This is a genomic window from Anoxybacter fermentans (assembly GCF_003991135.1).
Classification (GTDB): domain Bacteria; phylum Bacillota; class Halanaerobiia; order DY22613; family DY22613; genus Anoxybacter; species Anoxybacter fermentans.
On the sequence record NZ_CP016379.1, the window covers coordinates 1 to 17958 of the forward strand.

9 protein-coding genes, 2 tRNA genes and 5 rRNA genes are annotated in these 17958 nt (G+C 45.0%); all 16 read left to right on the forward strand.

The window, feature by feature from the left end; genetic code table 11:
• Window positions 1-4: 4 nt before the first annotated feature.
• The 16 genes from BBF96_RS00005 to BBF96_RS00080 all read left to right on the forward strand — a co-directional run bounded on the left by BBF96_RS00005 (window position 5) and on the right by BBF96_RS00080 (window position 17956).
• A 23S ribosomal RNA gene (locus BBF96_RS00005) occupies window positions 5-2993 on the forward strand.
• 111 nt (window positions 2994-3104) lie between these two features.
• Window positions 3105-3221: ribosomal RNA gene (gene rrf, locus BBF96_RS00010) — 5S ribosomal RNA — on the forward strand.
• A 15-nt stretch (window positions 3222-3236) separates the two neighbouring features.
• A tRNA-Asn gene (locus BBF96_RS00015) sits at window positions 3237-3312 on the forward strand.
• Window positions 3313-3318: 6 nt separating this feature from the next.
• Window positions 3319-3393, forward strand: a tRNA-Arg gene (locus tag BBF96_RS00020).
• A gap of 188 nt (window positions 3394-3581) precedes the next feature.
• Window positions 3582-5154, forward strand: a 16S ribosomal RNA gene (locus BBF96_RS00025).
• A 94-nt stretch (window positions 5155-5248) separates the two neighbouring features.
• Window positions 5249-8236: ribosomal RNA gene (locus BBF96_RS00030) — 23S ribosomal RNA — on the forward strand.
• 111 nt (window positions 8237-8347) lie between these two features.
• Window positions 8348-8464 (forward strand): 5S ribosomal RNA (gene rrf, locus BBF96_RS00035).
• The 16S, 23S and 5S rRNA genes sit together here with 2 tRNA genes alongside, the layout of an rRNA operon.
• Before the next feature lie 470 nt (window positions 8465-8934).
• Window positions 8935-10332 (forward strand): AmmeMemoRadiSam system protein A, encoded by a 1398-nt coding sequence (gene amrA / locus BBF96_RS00040; RefSeq protein WP_127015264.1) that lies wholly within the window; start codon window positions 8935-8937, stop codon window positions 10330-10332.
• Between the two features lie 73 nt (window positions 10333-10405).
• Window positions 10406-10825, forward strand: coding sequence for an EamA family transporter (locus BBF96_RS00045; RefSeq protein WP_127015265.1), 420 nt, complete (start codon window positions 10406-10408; stop codon window positions 10823-10825).
• 12 nt (window positions 10826-10837) lie between these two features.
• Entirely contained in the window at window positions 10838-11437 is a 600-nt protein-coding gene (locus BBF96_RS00050) for a CYTH domain-containing protein (protein ID WP_127015266.1), read from the forward strand.
• Window positions 11438-11579: 142 nt separating this feature from the next.
• A complete protein-coding gene (gene amrS, locus BBF96_RS00055; protein ID WP_127015267.1) occupies window positions 11580-12554 on the forward strand; it encodes an AmmeMemoRadiSam system radical SAM enzyme in 975 nt (324 codons plus the stop codon).
• A 52-nt stretch (window positions 12555-12606) separates the two neighbouring features.
• A complete protein-coding gene (locus tag BBF96_RS00060; RefSeq protein ID WP_127015268.1) occupies window positions 12607-13923 on the forward strand; it encodes a cyclic 2,3-diphosphoglycerate synthase in 1317 nt (438 codons plus the stop codon).
• A 430-nt stretch (window positions 13924-14353) separates the two neighbouring features.
• A complete protein-coding gene (tdh, locus tag BBF96_RS00065; protein ID WP_127015269.1) occupies window positions 14354-15397 on the forward strand; it encodes an L-threonine 3-dehydrogenase in 1044 nt (347 codons plus the stop codon).
• A gap of 254 nt (window positions 15398-15651) precedes the next feature.
• A complete protein-coding gene (locus BBF96_RS00070; RefSeq protein WP_418655005.1) occupies window positions 15652-16824 on the forward strand; it encodes a glycine C-acetyltransferase in 1173 nt (390 codons plus the stop codon).
• Window positions 16825-16958: 134 nt separating this feature from the next.
• Window positions 16959-17507: an RNA polymerase sigma factor gene (locus BBF96_RS00075; RefSeq protein WP_164730812.1), complete on the forward strand. Its 549-nt coding sequence runs from the start codon at window positions 16959-16961 to the stop codon at window positions 17505-17507.
• Window positions 17504-17956, forward strand: a complete 453-nt coding sequence (locus BBF96_RS00080) for an anti-sigma factor family protein (protein WP_127015272.1) — start codon at window positions 17504-17506, stop codon at window positions 17954-17956. The genes BBF96_RS00075 and BBF96_RS00080 overlap by 4 nt, the downstream gene beginning before the upstream one ends.
• Window positions 17957-17958: the final 2 nt, after the last annotated feature.

The following is a 17958-nucleotide window of genomic DNA, read 5'->3' on the forward strand; positions in this document are numbered from 1 at the left end:
GATAGATCAAGCTGTAAAGGGCATACGGTGGATGCCTAGGCGCCAGGAGCCGACGAAGGACGTGGTAAGCTGCGAAAAGCCCCGGTGAGCTGCAAACAAGCGTAGACCCGGGGATGTCCGAATGGGGTAACCCACCACAGGTAATGCTGTGGTATCACACACTGAATGCATAGGTGTGTGAGGGCAAGCGGGGGAACTGAAACATCTTAGTACCCCGAGGAGAAGAAAGCAAAAGCGATTCCCTGAGTAGCGGCGAGCGAAAGGGGAGGAGCCCAAACCCATGTAGTGTAGAAGGGTGCAGCCGTTGCTACATGGGGGTTTAGGACCTCAACGGACAGTCTGCACGCTGTCAGGGGTTAAACTGAGAGTCTAGCCGAACTGTCTGGGAAGGCAGGCCATAGAAGGTGAGAGCCCTGTAGGCGAAAGGCTTGAAGACCCTGTTGAGGATTCCAGAGTACCACGGGACACGTGGAACCCTGTGGGAAGATAGGAGGACCATCTCCGAAGGCTAAATACTCCCTGGCGACCGATAGTGAAGAAGTACCGTGAGGGAAAGGTGAAAAGAACCCCGGGAGGGGAGTGAAATAGAACCTGAAACCGTATGCCTACAAGCAGTGGGAGGACTATTAGAAAGTCTGACCGCGTACTTTTTGTAGAACGGACCGGCGAGTTATGGCATGTAGCGTAGAGGTTAAGCCGAAAGGGGCGAAGCCGTAGGGAAACCGAGTCTGAAGAGGGCGCAAGTTACATGCCATAGACCCGAAACCAGGTGATCTATCCATGGCCAGGGTGAAGCAGGTGTAAGAGTCTGTGGAGGCCCGAACCACATTGACGTTGAAAAGTCATGGGATGAGCTGTGGATAGGGGTGAAAAGCCAATCGAACCTGGAGATAGCTGGTTCTCCCCGAAATAGCTTTAGGGCTAGCCTCAGGTGTTAGGTATCGGCGGTAGAGCACTGATTGAGCTAGGGGCCCTGAAAGGTTACCGAACTCATTCAAACTCCGAACACCGATACCGAAGAGCCTGGGAGTCAGACTATGTGGGATAAGCTTCATAGTCGAGAGGGGAACAGCCCAGACCGCCAGCTAAGGCCCCCAAGTACAGGCTAAGTGGGAAAGGATGTGGGACTGCATAGACAACCAGGATGTTGGCTTAGAAGCAGCCATTCATTTAAAGAGTGCGTAATAGCTCACTGGTCGAGTGGTTCTGCGCCGAAAATGTACCGGGGCTAAGCCTGTCGCCGAAGCTGCGGATTCGCGTAAGCGGATGGTAGGGGAGCATTCTATACGGGGCGAAGCCGTACCGTAAGGAGCGGTGGACCGTATAGAAGAGAGAATGCCGGTATGAGTAGCGATAAGGGGAGTGAGAATCTCCCCCGCCGAAAGCCTGAGGATTCCTGAGGAAGGTTCGTCCGCTCAGGGTAAGCCGGGACCTAAGCTGAGGCCGAAAGGCGTAGGCGATGGACAATCGGTTGAGATTCCGATGCCGCCTAATTGGCGTTTGAGCGAAGCGGTGACGCAGAAGGATAGGCCAGCACAGTGGTGGAATACTGTGTCCAAGCATGTAGGAGGGCCGGATAGGCAAATCCGTCCGGCTGTTAACTCTGAGGTGTGATGGGGAGCCCTGAAATGGGGCGAAGTGGCTGATTCCCCGCTGCCGAGAAAAGCCGCTAGCGAGCCAATGGGCGCCCGTACCGCAAACCGACACAGGTGGGCGAGGAGAGAATCCTAAGGCGCGCGAGAGAACCCCCGTTAAGGAACTCGGCAAAATGACTCCGTAACTTCGGGAGAAGGAGTGCTCCGAGTAGGAGAAGCGGCGAGCCCGCGGATTCGAAAGGAGTTGCAGAGAATAGGCCCAGGCGACTGTTTACCAAAAACACAGGTCTCTGCTAAGTCGCAAGACGAAGTATAGGGGCTGACGCCTGCCCGGTGCTGGAAGGTCAAGGGGAGATGTTAGCCATTAGAGGCGAAGCATCGAACTTAAGCCCCAGTAAACGGCGGCCGTAACTATAACGGTCCTAAGGTAGCGAAATTCCTTGTCGGGTAAGTTCCGACCTGCACGAATGGCGTAACGACCTGGGCGCTGTCTCAACGGGGGACTCGGCGAAATTGTAGTGTGAGTGAAGATGCTCACTACCCGCGGCAGGACGGAAAGACCCCGTGGAGCTTTACTGCAGCCTGATATTGGATTTTGGTACAGCATGTACAGGATAGGTGGGAGGCGTAGAAGCCAGCACGCCAGTGTTGGTGGAGCCGTCGGTGGGATACCACTCTTGCTGTGCTGGAATTCTAACCAGATACCGTGATCCGGTATTGGGACATTGTCAGGTGGGCAGTTTGACTGGGGCGGTCGCCTCCTAAAAGGTAACGGAGGCGCCCAAAGGTTCCCTCAGTGCGGTCGGAAATCGCACGTAGAGTGTAAAGGCAGAAGGGAGCTTGACTGCGAGACAGACAGGTCGAGCAGGTACGAAAGTAGGGCTTAGTGATCCGGCGGTAGAGGATGGAATTGCCGTCGCTCAACGGATAAAAGTTACCCCGGGGATAACAGGCTTATCTCCCCCAAGAGTTCACATCGACGGGGAGGTTTGGCACCTCGATGTCGGCTCGTCGCATCCTGGGGCTGAAGCAGGTCCCAAGGGTTTGGCTGTTCGCCAATTAAAGCGGTACGCGAGCTGGGTTCAGAACGTCGTGAGACAGTTCGGTCCCTATCCGCCGCGGGCGTAGGATATTTGAGAGGATCTGTCCCTAGTACGAGAGGACCGGGATGGACGCACCGCTGGTGTACCAGTTGTCCCGCCAGGGGCACCGCTGGGTAGCTATGTGCGGAGTGGATAAACGCTGAAAGCATCTAAGCGTGAAGCCACCCTCAAGATTAGATATCCCGCTGAGTTAATCAGGTAAGACCCCTGGAAGATTACCAGGTAGATAGGCCGGAGGTGTAAGGGCAGTGATGTCCTTAGCTGACCGGTACTAATAGGTCGAGGGCTTGATCTATCGAAGATCCCAGTATGCAGTTTTGAAAGTACAGAGTTAGGAGAATGGTCTTGACAAAGTTGATGTGATGTAGTAGAATAAGAGATGTGAATGAGAAAAGGTAATAAAGTTTCCCGTGACGATAGCGGAGGGGCCACACCTGTTCCCATTCCGAACACAGAAGTTAAGCCCTCCAGCGCTGATGGTACTGCAGGGGAGACCCTGTGGGAGAGTAGGACGTTGCGGGAACTTTTTAAATAGCATTCCCCAATAGCTCAGCTGGTAGAGCAACTGGCTGTTAACCAGTGGGTCGCAGGTTCGAGTCCTGCTTGGGGAGCCATTATGTGCCCTCGTAGCTCAGTGGATAGAGCACTGGCCTCCGGAGCCAGGCGCGTAGGTTCGATTCCTACCGAGGGTACCATTTTTTTTGTCTTTAATTTTGACGAAATTTGTTGAAAACCTCTTGACAAGATAGTTGAGAGATGATAAGATAATGGATGTCGCGATGATAGCGACAGAAAATGACCTTTGAAAAGTGAACAGCAATCAGCCAGAAGATTTCCTTTGAGTTAAGGAAATTAAGCACTTTAAAGTGCTTAAGATAGATTTTGTTTGGAGAGTTTGATCCTGGCTCAGGACGAACGCTGGCGGCGTGCCTAACACATGCAAGTCGAACGGCCTGCTCTGACGGAGGCCTTCGGGCTGAAGTTGGAAGTCAGGCAGTGGCGGACGGGTGAGTAACGCGTGGGTAATCTACCTCCGAAACGGGGATAACCCACCGAAAGGTGGGCTAATACCGGATGAGCTTCCGGGGGCGCATGTTCCTGGAAGGAAAGGTGGCGTTAAGCTGCCGATCGGAGATGAGCCCGCGTCCCATTAGCTAGTTGGTGAGGTAACGGCTCACCAAGGCGACGATGGGTAGCCGGCCTGAGAGGGTGTACGGCCACACTGGGACTGAGACACGGCCCAGACTCCTACGGGAGGCAGCAGTGGGGAATATTCCGCAATGGGGGAAACCCTGACGGAGCAACGCCGCGTGGGTGAAGAAGTTCTTCGGAACGTAAAGCCCTGTCATGAGGGAAGAAAGGCCGCATGTTTAAGAGATGTGCGGTTTGACGGTACCTCATAAGAAAGCTCCGGCTAACTACGTGCCAGCAGCCGCGGTAATACGTAGGGAGCGAGCGTTGTCCGGAATTACTGGGCGTAAAGGGCGCGTAGGCGGTCTGGTAAGTCAAATGTGAAATACACTGGCTTAACCAGTGGGCTGCGTTTGAAACTGCCGGACTAGAGGTCAGGAGAGGAGAGTGGAATTCCTGGTGTAGCGGTGAAATGCGTAGATATCAGGAAGAACACCGGTGGCGAAGGCGGCTCTCTGGCCTGTACCTGACGCTGAGGCGCGAAAGCGTGGGGAGCGAACGGGATTAGATACCCCGGTAGTCCACGCCGTAAACGATGGATACTAAGTGTTGGGGGTTTAGATACCCTCAGTGCTGTAGCTAACGCGATAAGTATCCCGCCTGGGGAGTACGGTCGCAAGACTGAAACTCAAAGGAATTGACGGGGGCCCGCACAAGCGGTGGAGCATGTGGTTTAATTCGAAGCAACGCGAAGAACCTTACCAGGGCTTGACATCCCGTGACTACCTGTGAAAGCAGGGTTTGGCTCTTTGAGCCACACGGTGACAGGTGGTGCATGGTTGTCGTCAGCTCGTGTCGTGAGATGTTGGGTTAAGTCCCGCAACGAGCGCAACCCCTGTCCTTAGTTGCCAGCGGGTAAAGCCGGGGACTCTAAGGAGACTGCCGGTGACAAACCGGAGGAAGGTGGGGATGACGTCAAATCATCATGCCCTTTATGCCCTGGGCTACACACGTGCTACAATGGGCTGTACAAAGGGTTGCGAAGCCGCGAGGTGGAGCTAATCCCAAAAAGCAGCTCTCAGTTCGGATTGCAGGCTGCAACTCGCCTGCATGAAGCCGGAATCGCTAGTAATCGCAGGTCAGCATACTGCGGTGAATACGTTCCCGGGCCTTGTACACACCGCCCGTCACACCACCCGAGTTGGATGCACCAGAAGTCGCTGTCCTAACCGATGAGGGGGGAGGCGCCAAAGGTGTGTCTGGTGAGGGGGGTGAAGTCGTAACAAGGTAGCCGTACCGGAAGGTGCGGCTGGATCACCTCCTTTCTAAGGAGAAGAGAGTGCTGATTGCTGTTCACTTTTGAGAGGTCATAAGCCTTTCAGTCTGTACTTTGAAAACTGCATATTGGGGTTCGAGATAGATCAAGCTGTAAAGGGCATACGGTGGATGCCTAGGCGCCAGGAGCCGACGAAGGACGTGGTAAGCTGCGAAAAGCCCCGGTGAGCTGCAAACAAGCGTAGACCCGGGGATGTCCGAATGGGGTAACCCACCACAGGTAATGCTGTGGTATCACACACTGAATGCATAGGTGTGTGAGGGCAAGCGGGGGAACTGAAACATCTTAGTACCCCGAGGAGAAGAAAGCAAAAGCGATTCCCTGAGTAGCGGCGAGCGAAAGGGGAGGAGCCCAAACCCATGTAGTGTAGAAGGGTGCAGCCGTTGCTACATGGGGGTTTAGGACCTCAACGGACAGTCTGCACGCTGTCAGGGGTTAAACTGAGAGTCTAGCCGAACTGTCTGGGAAGGCAGGCCATAGAAGGTGAGAGCCCTGTAGGCGAAAGGCTTGAAGACCCTGTTGAGGATCCAGAGTACCACGGGACACGTGGAACCCTGTGGGAAGATAGGAGGACCATCTCCGAAGGCTAAATACTCCCTGGCGACCGATAGTGAAGAAGTACCGTGAGGGAAAGGTGAAAAGAACCCCGGGAGGGGAGTGAAATAGAACCTGAAACCGTATGCCTACAAGCAGTGGGAGGACTATTAGAAAGTCTGACCGCGTACTTTTTGTAGAACGGACCGGCGAGTTATGGCATGTAGCGTAGAGGTTAAGCCGAAAGGGGCGAAGCCGTAGGGAAACCGAGTCTGAAGAGGGCGCAAGTTACATGCCATAGACCCGAAACCAGGTGATCTATCCATGGCCAGGGTGAAGCAGGTGTAAGAGTCTGTGGAGGCCCGAACCACATTGACGTTGAAAAGTCATGGGATGAGCTGTGGATAGGGGTGAAAAGCCAATCGAACCTGGAGATAGCTGGTTCTCCCCGAAATAGCTTTAGGGCTAGCCTCAGGTGTTAGGTATCGGCGGTAGAGCACTGATTGAGCTAGGGGCCCTGAAAGGTTACCGAACTCATTCAAACTCCGAACACCGATACCGAAGAGCCTGGGAGTCAGACTATGTGGGATAAGCTTCATAGTCGAGAGGGGAACAGCCCAGACCGCCAGCTAAGGCCCCCAAGTACAGGCTAAGTGGGAAAGGATGTGGGACTGCATAGACAACCAGGATGTTGGCTTAGAAGCAGCCATTCATTTAAAGAGTGCGTAATAGCTCACTGGTCGAGTGGTTCTGCGCCGAAAATGTACCGGGGCTAAGCCTGTCGCCGAAGCTGCGGATTCGCGTAAGCGGATGGTAGGGGAGCATTCTATACGGGGCGAAGCCGTACCGTAAGGAGCGGTGGACCGTATAGAAGAGAGAATGCCGGTATGAGTAGCGATAAGGGGAGTGAGAATCTCCCCCGCCGAAAGCCTGAGGATTCCTGAGGAAGGTTCGTCCGCTCAGGGTAAGCCGGGACCTAAGCTGAGGCCGAAAGGCGTAGGCGATGGACAATCGGTTGAGATTCCGATGCCGCCTAATTGGCGTTTGAGCGAAGCGGTGACGCAGAAGGATAGGCCAGCACAGTGGTGGAATACTGTGTCCAAGCATGTAGGAGGGCCGGATAGGCAAATCCGTCCGGCTGTTAACTCTGAGGTGTGATGGGGAGCCCTGAAATGGGGCGAAGTGGCTGATTCCCCGCTGCCGAGAAAAGCCGCTAGCGAGCCAATGGGCGCCCGTACCGCAAACCGACACAGGTGGGCGAGGAGAGAATCCTAAGGCGCGCGAGAGAACCCCCGTTAAGGAACTCGGCAAAATGACTCCGTAACTTCGGGAGAAGGAGTGCTCCGAGTAGGAGAAGCGGCGAGCCCGCGGATTCGAAAGGAGTTGCAGAGAATAGGCCCAGGCGACTGTTTACCAAAAACACAGGTCTCTGCTAAGTCGCAAGACGAAGTATAGGGGCTGACGCCTGCCCGGTGCTGGAAGGTCAAGGGGAGATGTTAGCCATTAGAGGCGAAGCATCGAACTTAAGCCCCAGTAAACGGCGGCCGTAACTATAACGGTCCTAAGGTAGCGAAATTCCTTGTCGGGTAAGTTCCGACCTGCACGAATGGCGTAACGACCTGGGCGCTGTCTCAACGGGGGACTCGGCGAAATTGTAGTGTGAGTGAAGATGCTCACTACCCGCGGCAGGACGGAAAGACCCCGTGGAGCTTTACTGCAGCCTGATATTGGATTTTGGTACAGCATGTACAGGATAGGTGGGAGGCGTAGAAGCCAGCACGCCAGTGTTGGTGGAGCCGTCGGTGGGATACCACTCTTGCTGTGCTGGAATTCTAACCAGATACCGTGATCCGGTATTGGGACATTGTCAGGTGGGCAGTTTGACTGGGGCGGTCGCCTCCTAAAAGGTAACGGAGGCGCCCAAAGGTTCCCTCAGTGCGGTCGGAAATCGCACGTAGAGTGTAAAGGCAGAAGGGAGCTTGACTGCGAGACAGACAGGTCGAGCAGGTACGAAAGTAGGGCTTAGTGATCCGGCGGTAGAGGATGGAATTGCCGTCGCTCAACGGATAAAAGTTACCCCGGGGATAACAGGCTTATCTCCCCCAAGAGTTCACATCGACGGGGAGGTTTGGCACCTCGATGTCGGCTCGTCGCATCCTGGGGCTGAAGCAGGTCCCAAGGGTTTGGCTGTTCGCCAATTAAAGCGGTACGCGAGCTGGGTTCAGAACGTCGTGAGACAGTTCGGTCCCTATCCGCCGCGGGCGTAGGATATTTGAGAGGATCTGTCCCTAGTACGAGAGGACCGGGATGGACGCACCGCTGGTGTACCAGTTGTCCCGCCAGGGGCACCGCTGGGTAGCTATGTGCGGAGTGGATAAACGCTGAAAGCATCTAAGCGTGAAGCCACCCTCAAGATTAGATATCCCGCTGAGTTAATCAGGTAAGACCCCTGGAAGATTACCAGGTAGATAGGCCGGAGGTGTAAGGGCAGTGATGTCCTTAGCTGACCGGTACTAATAGGTCGAGGGCTTGATCTATCGAAGATCCCAGTATGCAGTTTTGAAAGTACAGAGTTAGGAGAATGGTCTTGACAAAGTTGATGTGATGTAGTAGAATAAGAGATGTGAATGAGAAAAGGTAATAAAGTTTCCCGTGACGATAGCGGAGGGGCCACACCTGTTCCCATTCCGAACACAGAAGTTAAGCCCTCCAGCGCTGATGGTACTGCAGGGGAGACCCTGTGGGAGAGTAGGACGTTGCGGGAATTATTTTTAAACTCTACGCATATGCGTAGAGTTTTTTTGTGTTTAGGAAATTGTACTTTTTTATAGGTTATGAATAACAATATGGTTAAACTGTAAAAAGCTAATTTTAAACGCTATTGAAATTTTTCGCTAAATTGTTTTAGTGAGATTGAAAGAGAAATAAGGTCTCATATGAGGATGTGATAAGCTAATCAAGGGCCAGAAGGGCCCATTGATTAGTGTGCCTTATTTTGATTGAAATCGAATATTAGATGGTTTGAAGAATTTCTTTATAAAACGAAGAATTAGCTTTTTGCAGTAAAATAAGATTAAATGCCCGAAGGGCATTTGTTCTTTTAATTGAATGAGGTTAGTCAGTAGTTAAAAAGGATTTTGAAAATATTTGGTGAATGTAACTTTAAGGAATAGGATAATTCTATACAGAAGGACATAAGATAAAGATGACAACTATTTGTAAGGAGGTTGTTAAAATGAGTATTGTTTTTGCGGGACTTTCACCCCATCCGCCTCTTTTGATACCTGAAATAGGACGTAGAGATCGAGAACGGGTTTCTTTAACTGATCAGGCTTTAAAAAAATTAGCCGGACTATTAACTCAGTCTAAGCCAGACGTGCTTGTTATTATTAGTCCGCACGGGCCAGTTTTTTCCGATGCCATTGCAATTTTACATAAACATATACTTAAAGGAGACTTTGGGCAATTCGGTGCTCCTCATGTATCCTTTACTGAAGAAATTGATCTGGAATTTATAACAGAGATTGAAAAGACATCTCGAGAACAGGATATCATGGTTGTGTTGATGGGTGATAAAGAATGTAAACAATATAATATTACAGGAAAACTGGATCATGGGGTTATGGTTCCTTTATATTATTTCAGGGAGTTTGGTCTTGATGCTCCTTTAGTACCTATAACAATGGGAATGCTCCCTTATGAAGATTTGTATCGCTTTGGAGCACTGCTTACAAAAGTTAGTAAAAAATTAGATAAAAAAATTGCAGTTATTGCCAGTGGTGATCTTTCTCATCGCTTGACACCTGAGGCACCTGCAGGGTACAATCCCCACGGAAAAGAATTTGATGAATTTCTGGTCAAAGCATTGAAAAAATATAAAGTTGAAGATTTATTTGAACTTGATCCAAAATTGATTGAAAAAGCAGGTGAGTGTGGGTTAAGGCCGATTATTATTATGTTGGGAGCTTTAGATGGACTAGAGGTGGATAGTGAAGTTATTTCATATGAAGGACCTTTTGGTGTTGGGTATTGTGTAGCTGCTTTTACACCAACTGATAAAGAAATACCTTCTAAAATTGATTTGCTATATAAAAAGCGGTCTGACCGTCTAAAGGGGATTCGCGAAAAAGAACACCCATTGGTTAGATTGGCCCGTCAAACTATTGCCAATCATCTTGAAGGGAAAAAGACATCTCCTCCAGAGGAACTAACCCCGGAGATGAAGAAAAAAGCAGGTGTATTTGTTTCAATAAAAAAACATGGGCAACTTAGAGGATGTATTGGAACGACTGCACCGACACAGGAAAATGTGGCCCAGGAGGTTATCCAAAATGCCATAAGTGCTGCATTTTATGATCCTAGATTTTTCCCAATTGAAAAGGACGAGTTAGATGAGTTGACAATTTCAGTTGATGTTTTGAGTGAACCTGAACCTATTGAAAGTATAAAAGAGTTGGACCCTGTCCGCTATGGTGTTATTGTAAAGCAGGGAAATAAAACTGGGTTACTCTTACCTGATTTAGAAGGAATTGATACTCCAGAACAACAGGTGGAAATTGCAAAACGAAAAGCAGGAATCATTACAGATGATAATATAAAGTTATACCGGTTTAAAGTAACCCGATATCATTAAATTTTTAAGAAGGTCATTAAAATTAAAATGGCCTTCTTTTAATGAGTGAAAAGAGAAAGGAGTGAATTATAAAATGAAGCAGGGCATATTTTTTGCATTGTTTGCAGCTTTTTTGTGGGGACTGGCTCCTATCTTAGAAAAGATAGGATTAGCAAAACTATCTCCGTTAGCTGGATTGACAGTAAGAAGTATTGGAATTACTTTGGTAATATTGATTCTGAATTTTTTTAAACCAACCTGGAAAGAACTTGGAGAGGTCGATTTTAAATCAATTATTTTTATATTGCTTGGTGGTTTAATAGCTGGCTTGATTGCTCAGTGGATTTATTATCGCGCATTAAAATATATTGAAGCTTCCAGGGTAGCACCTATTGTTGGTTCATATCCTTTTTTTGCTTTTATTTTAGGGATCTTAATTCTTGGGGAGAAGGTTACCTGGAATAAGATATTGGGTTCAATTTTCATTTTAATAGGAATTCTACTACTTAAATAGGAGAGATGAAAGATGGAGACTGAAGTAAAATATATTGTCGATAGAAATATGGAAGAACTAGAAAAAGATCTAAAAACTGCCTATAAAAATCTTATATATATAGGTGAGTTAAATTTGCCAGCAATTTATTATGATACTGATGATGGAAATTTAGCAAAGCAGAAAAATGCATTGCGGGCTAGAAAAGAAGGAGGAAAATGGATTGGGTGTTATAAAGCAGTGACTTCACAGGAAAGAAGATTTGTGGAAGAAGAAGTGGAGTTGACAGAAGAAGAATTAAACCAGAATGATTGGTTTGTTAAACTCAAGCATTATCCACAGATTAAAAAGCTGGTAGGAGATAGTGAGGTCAAAGCTATTTTAAAAATTGATACCAGACGGAAAGTTTATCTATTAAAATTGGATAATTTACAGTTAGAGATTGTATTAGATTGGGTAAATTATCTGGATGGTGTGGCAGAGGAAAGGCGGTTAGAGGTGGAATTGAAAAAAGGGAATATTGAGAGTTTTAATGAGTTTTTAAACCAATTTGTGAAAAAGATTAGAGGATTAAAAGAAACAAATATCTCAAAATATCAACGGGCCAGAGAACTATTAAACAGTTCCGCATAATTATGAATCATTAAATATTTATGCATAATTGAATATTTTTTTGGATTTTAAGCAGGAGATCAGAAATTTTTGCTGAATTATATTTATAGAATTTCGTTATACTAGATGGGATACGATTACAATAGTAAAGGTGGTCGTTCCCATGAAAGCTCTCTATTATGAAAAATTAGAGGATGATTGTGTAAAATGTCAACTTTGCCCCCGGGAATGTATTTTAAAGCCCGATCAAAGGGGATATTGTCGGGCTAGAGAAAACCGTGACGGTGAACTGTATTCAACAATTTATGCCCAAATTTCTGCCATTGCCCTGGATCCTATTGAAAAAAAGCCTCTTTATCATTTTTATCCGGGAAGTGAAATTCTTTCAGTAGGTACGGTGGGTTGTAATTTAAGCTGCATGTTTTGTCAGAATTGGCATATAGCTCACGATAAAGCACCGACCCGCAAAGTTACGGGCAAAGAACTGGTTGAACTGGCTTTACGCTATAATTCTATTGGGATTGCTTATACATATTCCGAACCGCTGATCTGGTACGAATATATTCTGGAGACATCCAAACTGGCACGGGAAGCTGGTTTGAAGAATGTTCTTGTTACAAATGGTTTTATTAATGAGGAACCATTGAAAGAATTACTCCAGTATATTGATGGAATAAATCTAGATGTAAAGGCTTTCCACCGGAAATTTTATAAAGAAATTTGCGGTGGAGGAGATCTGGAGGTTATAAAAAAGACAGCGGTATTGACAGTAGAGAACTGTCATCTTGAGGTTACAACACTATTAGTTCCGGGACTAAATGATGATCCAGAAGAAATTGAAAAATTATCTAAGTGGCTGGCTAGTTTAAGTCCGGATATTCCTTTTCATTTAAGCCGATATTTTCCTCAGTACAAAATGGATCTACCACCCACAGATGTAGAGAGTATGCTAGAGGCGAAGAAAGTTGCTGAGAAATATCTTAATTATGTATATCTAGGAAATTTGACTAATGCAGATCGTAATACATATTGCTATCAATGTCATTATCCGGTGGTTAAGAGGAGTTGGCAAGTTGATGTTGATTTAAAAGATGGCCATTGTCCCAGATGCGGAGTTAATATTCCGATTATTTTATAAATTAGTATTTTTAAAAATAAAATAAACCAGTATAGAAGGAGGCGTAAATTTTATGAAGAAACAAAAGGTAATTATTATGGGAGCCGCAGGTCGTGATTTCCACAACTTTAATACTTATTTTAGAAATAATGAAAATTATGAAGTAGTTGCTTTTACTGCTACTCAGATTCCTGATATTGAGGGCAGAAAATATCCTGCTGAATTAGCTGGTGAACTGTATCCTAATGGTATCCCAATTCATGCTGAAGAAGAATTGGTAGATTTAATTAAAGAGCATGATGTTGATCAGGTAGTATTTGCTTATAGTGATGTTCCACATGAGTATGTTATGAGCAAAGCTTCCATAGTACATGCAGCGGGTGCTGATTTTAGATTGTTGGGTCCGAGAAATACTATGATAGAAGCTAAAGTTCCTGTTATTGGTGTTTGTGCCGTTCGGACCGGTGTTGGTAAATCTCAAACTACCCGTAAAGTAATTAAAGAGCTCCAGGATATGGGTAAGAAAGTTGTTGCTATCCGTCACCCAATGCCTTATGGAGACCTGGTTGCTCAAACCTGTCAGCGTTTTGCTACTTTTGAAGATTTGGATCGCTATAATTGCACTATTGAAGAGCGTGAAGAGTATGAACCACATCTGGCTAATGGTGTAATTGTTTATGCCGGTGTAGATTATGAAAAGATTATCCGTGAAGCTGAAAAAGAAGCTGACGTAATTTTATGGGATGGCGGTAATAATGACTTCCCATTCTATAAGACTGACTTGCTCTTTACTTTGGTTGACCCACATCGTCCAGGTCATGAATTAAGATATCATCCTGGTGAAACCAATCTGAGAATGGCTGATGTTGTAATTATTAATAAGATTGATTCTGCTTATCCAGAAAATATCGAAATTGTTCGTGAAAATATTAGAAAAGCTAATCCTAATGCAGCAATCATTGAAGCTGCTTCCCCAATCTTTGTAGAAGATCCAGAAATAATTGCTGGTAAGCGGGTTCTGGTTATCGAGGACGGTCCAACCTTAACTCATGGTGAGATGGAATATGGTGCTGGATTTATTGCAGCTCAAAAAGCTGGTGCGGCTGAAATAGTTGATCCACGTCCATATGCTGTAAGGTCTATTGCCGATACTTATAAGAAATATAATCATCTCTCTTTGATTCTCCCAGCTATGGGTTATGGTGAAAAACAAATTAAAGATTTAGAAGAGACAATTAATGCTGTTGACTGTGATGCTGTTGTTATCGGTACTCCAATTGATTTAAGAAGAATTATAAATATTGACAAACCTACTACTCGTGTTAAGTATGAACTGCAAGAAATTGGAGAACCAACTATCCGTACTTTCCTGGAAAAATTAAACCTGTAAATATAGCAACTTAAACAAAAACCCCGGGAAAAACCCGGGGTTTAATAAATGATTAAACTGCAAAAAGCTAATTTTTAGTGCCATAAAAATTACTCATTAAACTATCTTAGTGAAATTTCAGTCATCACAGAATATGATGAGCTAATCAAGGGTGATAAAGGATCCATTGATTAGTGTGCTTTATTTCAACTTGAAATCAAACTTTAGATAGTTCGAAAAATTTCTTTATGAAGCGAAAAATTAGCTTTTTACAGTAAAATCATAAATTTAATTTCTAAAAAAAGTTAAAAGGGGCAAATAATTTTACGAATATTAAAGGAATTTAAATGAATTCACAGAAGTATTTTATGTAGAGAAAGATTCGTAAGTAGGTAGTAGAGTTGATATAAAATGAAGTGCTAGTGAGTTGGTTATTTAAAGGGGGAATAATATGACTAAAATGATGTGGGCGGTTGTAAAAACTAAACCCGCACCTGGAGGAGAATTGATCAAAATACCGATTCCTGAGATTGGACCGAAAGATGTATTGGTTAAAGTTGCTGCTACATCAATTTGTGGAACTGATTTTCATATTTATGAATGGAATAAGTGGGCGGCAGAAACAATAAAAACACCTCAAGTTATGGGTCATGAGTTAGCAGGTTATGTAGTTAAAGTAGGTGAGCAGGTTACTTCACTTAAAGAGGGTGATTTTATTTCTACTGAAACCCATATTCCATGTCTTGAATGTTACCAATGTAAGACTGGACGGATGCATATCTGTCAGGATATGAAAATTTTTGGGGTACACCAGGATGGAGTTTTTGCTGAGTATGCTGTTGTACCTGAAGTTGTAGCCTGGAAGAATGATCCCGATATACCTCGTGAGTTAGCTTCTATTCAAGAACCGCTGGGAAATGCTATCGATACCATTTTAACCGATGATATTGTAGGTAAAACTGTATTTATGCCAGGTGTAGGTCCATTGGGCCAATTAGGAATTCTAGTAGCTAAAGCCTGCGGTGTAGGGAAATTAATTGTTTCTGATATTAATCCATATCGACTTGAAAGGGCAAAAGAATTGGGCGCTGATGTCGTTCTTGATGCGACAAAGGATGATGTAGTAGAAACCATTATGGAAATTACTCAGGGAATTGGAGTAGATGTAGTAGCAGAGATGTCCGGCAGTCCAATTGCTCTTAAACAGGGATTGAAGGTTCTTACTCCGGGTGGCCGGCTTTCACTTCTGGGGCTATTTAATAAACCTGTAGATCTGGATTTGAACAATGATGTAATCTTTAAGGGGATTACAGTCCATGGAATAACCGGTAGAAGGATGTTTGAGACCTGGCATAAGACTGCTGGATTGATTAAATCTGGACGGGTTGATTTCAGTCGAGTAATCACTCATACCCTGCCATTGGAAAAATGGGAGGAAGGTATGAAATTGATGGAAAGCGGTAATTGTGGGAAGATTGTATTAACTGTTGATTGATTAAACTGCAAAAAGCTAATTTTGAGCGACATAGAAATTTTTCGTTAAACCATCTTAGTGAGATTTCAGTCGAAATAAGGCCTCATCTGAGGATTGATGAGCTAATCAAGGGCCAGAAAGGCCCATTGATTAGTGTGCCTTATTTCGACTGAAATCGAACTTTAGATGGTTCGAAAAATTTCTCTTGAAGCGAAAAATTAGCTTTTTGTAGTAAAATAAAAAATTAGTGAGGTGTTAAACTAATGAAAGATATTATGCAGTTTATCCCTGATGAGCTGGCGAGGTTAAAAGAGGAAGGTTTATATACCAATATTAAGACCCTGGAAAGTCCTCAGGGAGCCTGGGTAACCATTGATGGGAAGAAAAAACTAAACTTCTGTTCAAATAACTATCTGGGTCTGGCTAATCATCCTGAAATCCGGAAAGCTGCCAAGGAAGCTATTGATAAGTACGGTGTTGGTCCTGGTGCGGTTAGAACTATTGCCGGTACTATGAGTTTGCATAAGGAGCTTGAGGAGAAGCTGGCCCGGTTTAAGAAAGTTGAAGCTACTATGGTCGTTCAATCCGGCTTTACTGCTAACTTATCGGTTATCCCGGCATTGGTTGGAAAGGGAGATATTATTTACAGTGATGAGTTGAATCATGCCAGTATCATTGATGGTTGCCGCCTTTCCAGAGCTGAGATTAAAGTTTATAAACACAATGATATGGATTCTTTAGAAGAGCTATTAAAGGCAGATAAAGATCTGGACTGCCGGAAACTTATCGTAACAGACGGTGTTTTCAGTATGGATGGTGATATAGCACCATTGGATAAGATTGTGGAACTGGGTGAGAAATATGGTGCAATGACTATGGTTGATGATGCTCACGGTGAAGGAGTATTAGGTGAAGGCGGTCGAGGAATTGTAGATCACTTTGGCTTACATGGCCGCTGTGATGTAGAGGTTGGTACTTTCTCCAAAGCCCTGGGTGTTATGGGCGGATGTATTGCTGGTAAAAAAGAACTGATCGAGTATTTAAACCAGAAAGCCCGTCCATTCCTCTTTAGTTCTGCTCTAACTGTACCTGATACTGCTGCTGTAAGCAAAGCTGTTGATCTTTTGATGGAAAGTGAAGAATTAGTTCAACGCCTCTGGGATAACGGTAAATATTTCAAAGCTGAGATGCAGAAACTCGGTTTTGATACTGGTAAGAGTGAAACCCCAATCACTCCTGTTATGATTGGTGATGCTAAGGTAGCTACTGAGTTTAGTAAACGCCTCTTTGATGAGGATATTTTTGCTACCAAGATTGGTTACCCAACTGTACCAAAGGGTAAGGCACGGATTCGTGTAATGATCTCTGCGGCCCATAGCAAAGAAGATTTGGATTTTGCTTTGGAGAAGTTTGCTAAAGTAGGTAAGGAGATGGGGTTGATTAAATAATTTTATACATGAAATATCTACCCGGTATAAATACCGGGTAGTTTTTTTTTGAGATAAAATTGATCTTTTTTAAAAAAAATTTGAACTATTTTAGGGTTTATTCGTTAAAATAGATGAAGGAGTCAGAAAGGAAGGTGAAGGGAGTGGAAGTTAAGTGGATTCAACTGGCTAAACAGGGAGATGAAGAAGTTTTGACCAGAGTTGTGGATACATATTATCAGCAAATTTATCAATATATCAGCCGATTGATGGAAGATCAAATGTTGGCCCAGGATTTAACTCAGGAAACCTTTATAAAGATGCTCAAGGCTTTGCCCAGATATGATCCAAAGCGAGCAAAGTTTTCTACCTGGCTTTATACTATAGCAACCAATTTATGTAGGGATTACTGGCGTAAGAAACAACCTGAAATGATGGAAACAGATGATTTGGATATTTTAACTGGTGGTTATCCAGGTGAACTTAAGAAATGGGAGGTTAAGCATCTGGTTCAGGATGCACTAAATATTTTGCCCTTTCGCCAGAGAATTCCGATTTATCTGGCTTATGTACAGGGAATGAGTTATGAAGAGATTGGAGAGATCTGTCGCTGTCCAGTGGGAACGGTAAGATCACGGATTCATTATGGTCTTAAAAAATTACGTCAATGGTTTGAGAAGATGGAGGTGAGTGAAAAAAGATGAGAGAGTGTCTAACAGATGAGGAGATAATAACGTATCTTAATGGTCAGATAGTTGATCAAATGGAGCAAATACGATTTAGGGAACATTTAAGGGTATGTGGAAAATGTAAGGAAATGTTAGAAAGCTATGTTGCTGTAATTGAGCTTTTGCAATCGGATACATCTCTTGAACCAGAACCCGGGGCAAAGAAGAGATTATTGAATTTAATGTTGGCACAGGGAAAAGAGCTTAAAAAAGAAAATTTAGTTAAGGTTAAGGAGAAAAAACGGCGATTTTGGAAGAAAGAAGTTCCAGTTTTGATTGGAACTATTGCGGTAATAGCTATTTTTTTAAAAGTTCTTTTTAACAGTGAGGTTGGGTTAGCCAAAATATGGCTTTATTTTGTTATCATAGGGACTTTTACATTACCCATTTTTTCATGGTGTCTTAAGGATTTAAAGGAGGAATAAAT

Bases quoted from the DNA above. Each gene is read 5' to 3' on its own strand.
- BBF96_RS00050 (WP_127015266.1), top strand. From the start codon at position 10,838: ATGGAGACTGAAGTAAAATATATTGTCGATAGAAATATGGAAGAACTA.
- tdh (WP_127015269.1), top strand. From the start codon at position 14,354: ATGACTAAAATGATGTGGGCGGTTGTAAAAACTAAACCCGCACCTGGA.
- BBF96_RS00070 (WP_418655005.1), top strand. From the start codon at position 15,652: ATGCAGTTTATCCCTGATGAGCTGGCGAGGTTAAAAGAGGAAGGTTTA.
- BBF96_RS00045 (WP_127015265.1), top strand. From the start codon at position 10,406: ATGAAGCAGGGCATATTTTTTGCATTGTTTGCAGCTTTTTTGTGGGGA.
- BBF96_RS00080 (WP_127015272.1), top strand. From the start codon at position 17,504: ATGAGAGAGTGTCTAACAGATGAGGAGATAATAACGTATCTTAATGGT.
- BBF96_RS00060 (WP_127015268.1), top strand. From the start codon at position 12,607: ATGAAGAAACAAAAGGTAATTATTATGGGAGCCGCAGGTCGTGATTTC.
- amrS (WP_127015267.1), top strand. From the start codon at position 11,580: ATGAAAGCTCTCTATTATGAAAAATTAGAGGATGATTGTGTAAAATGT.
- amrA (WP_127015264.1), top strand. From the start codon at position 8,935: ATGAGTATTGTTTTTGCGGGACTTTCACCCCATCCGCCTCTTTTGATA.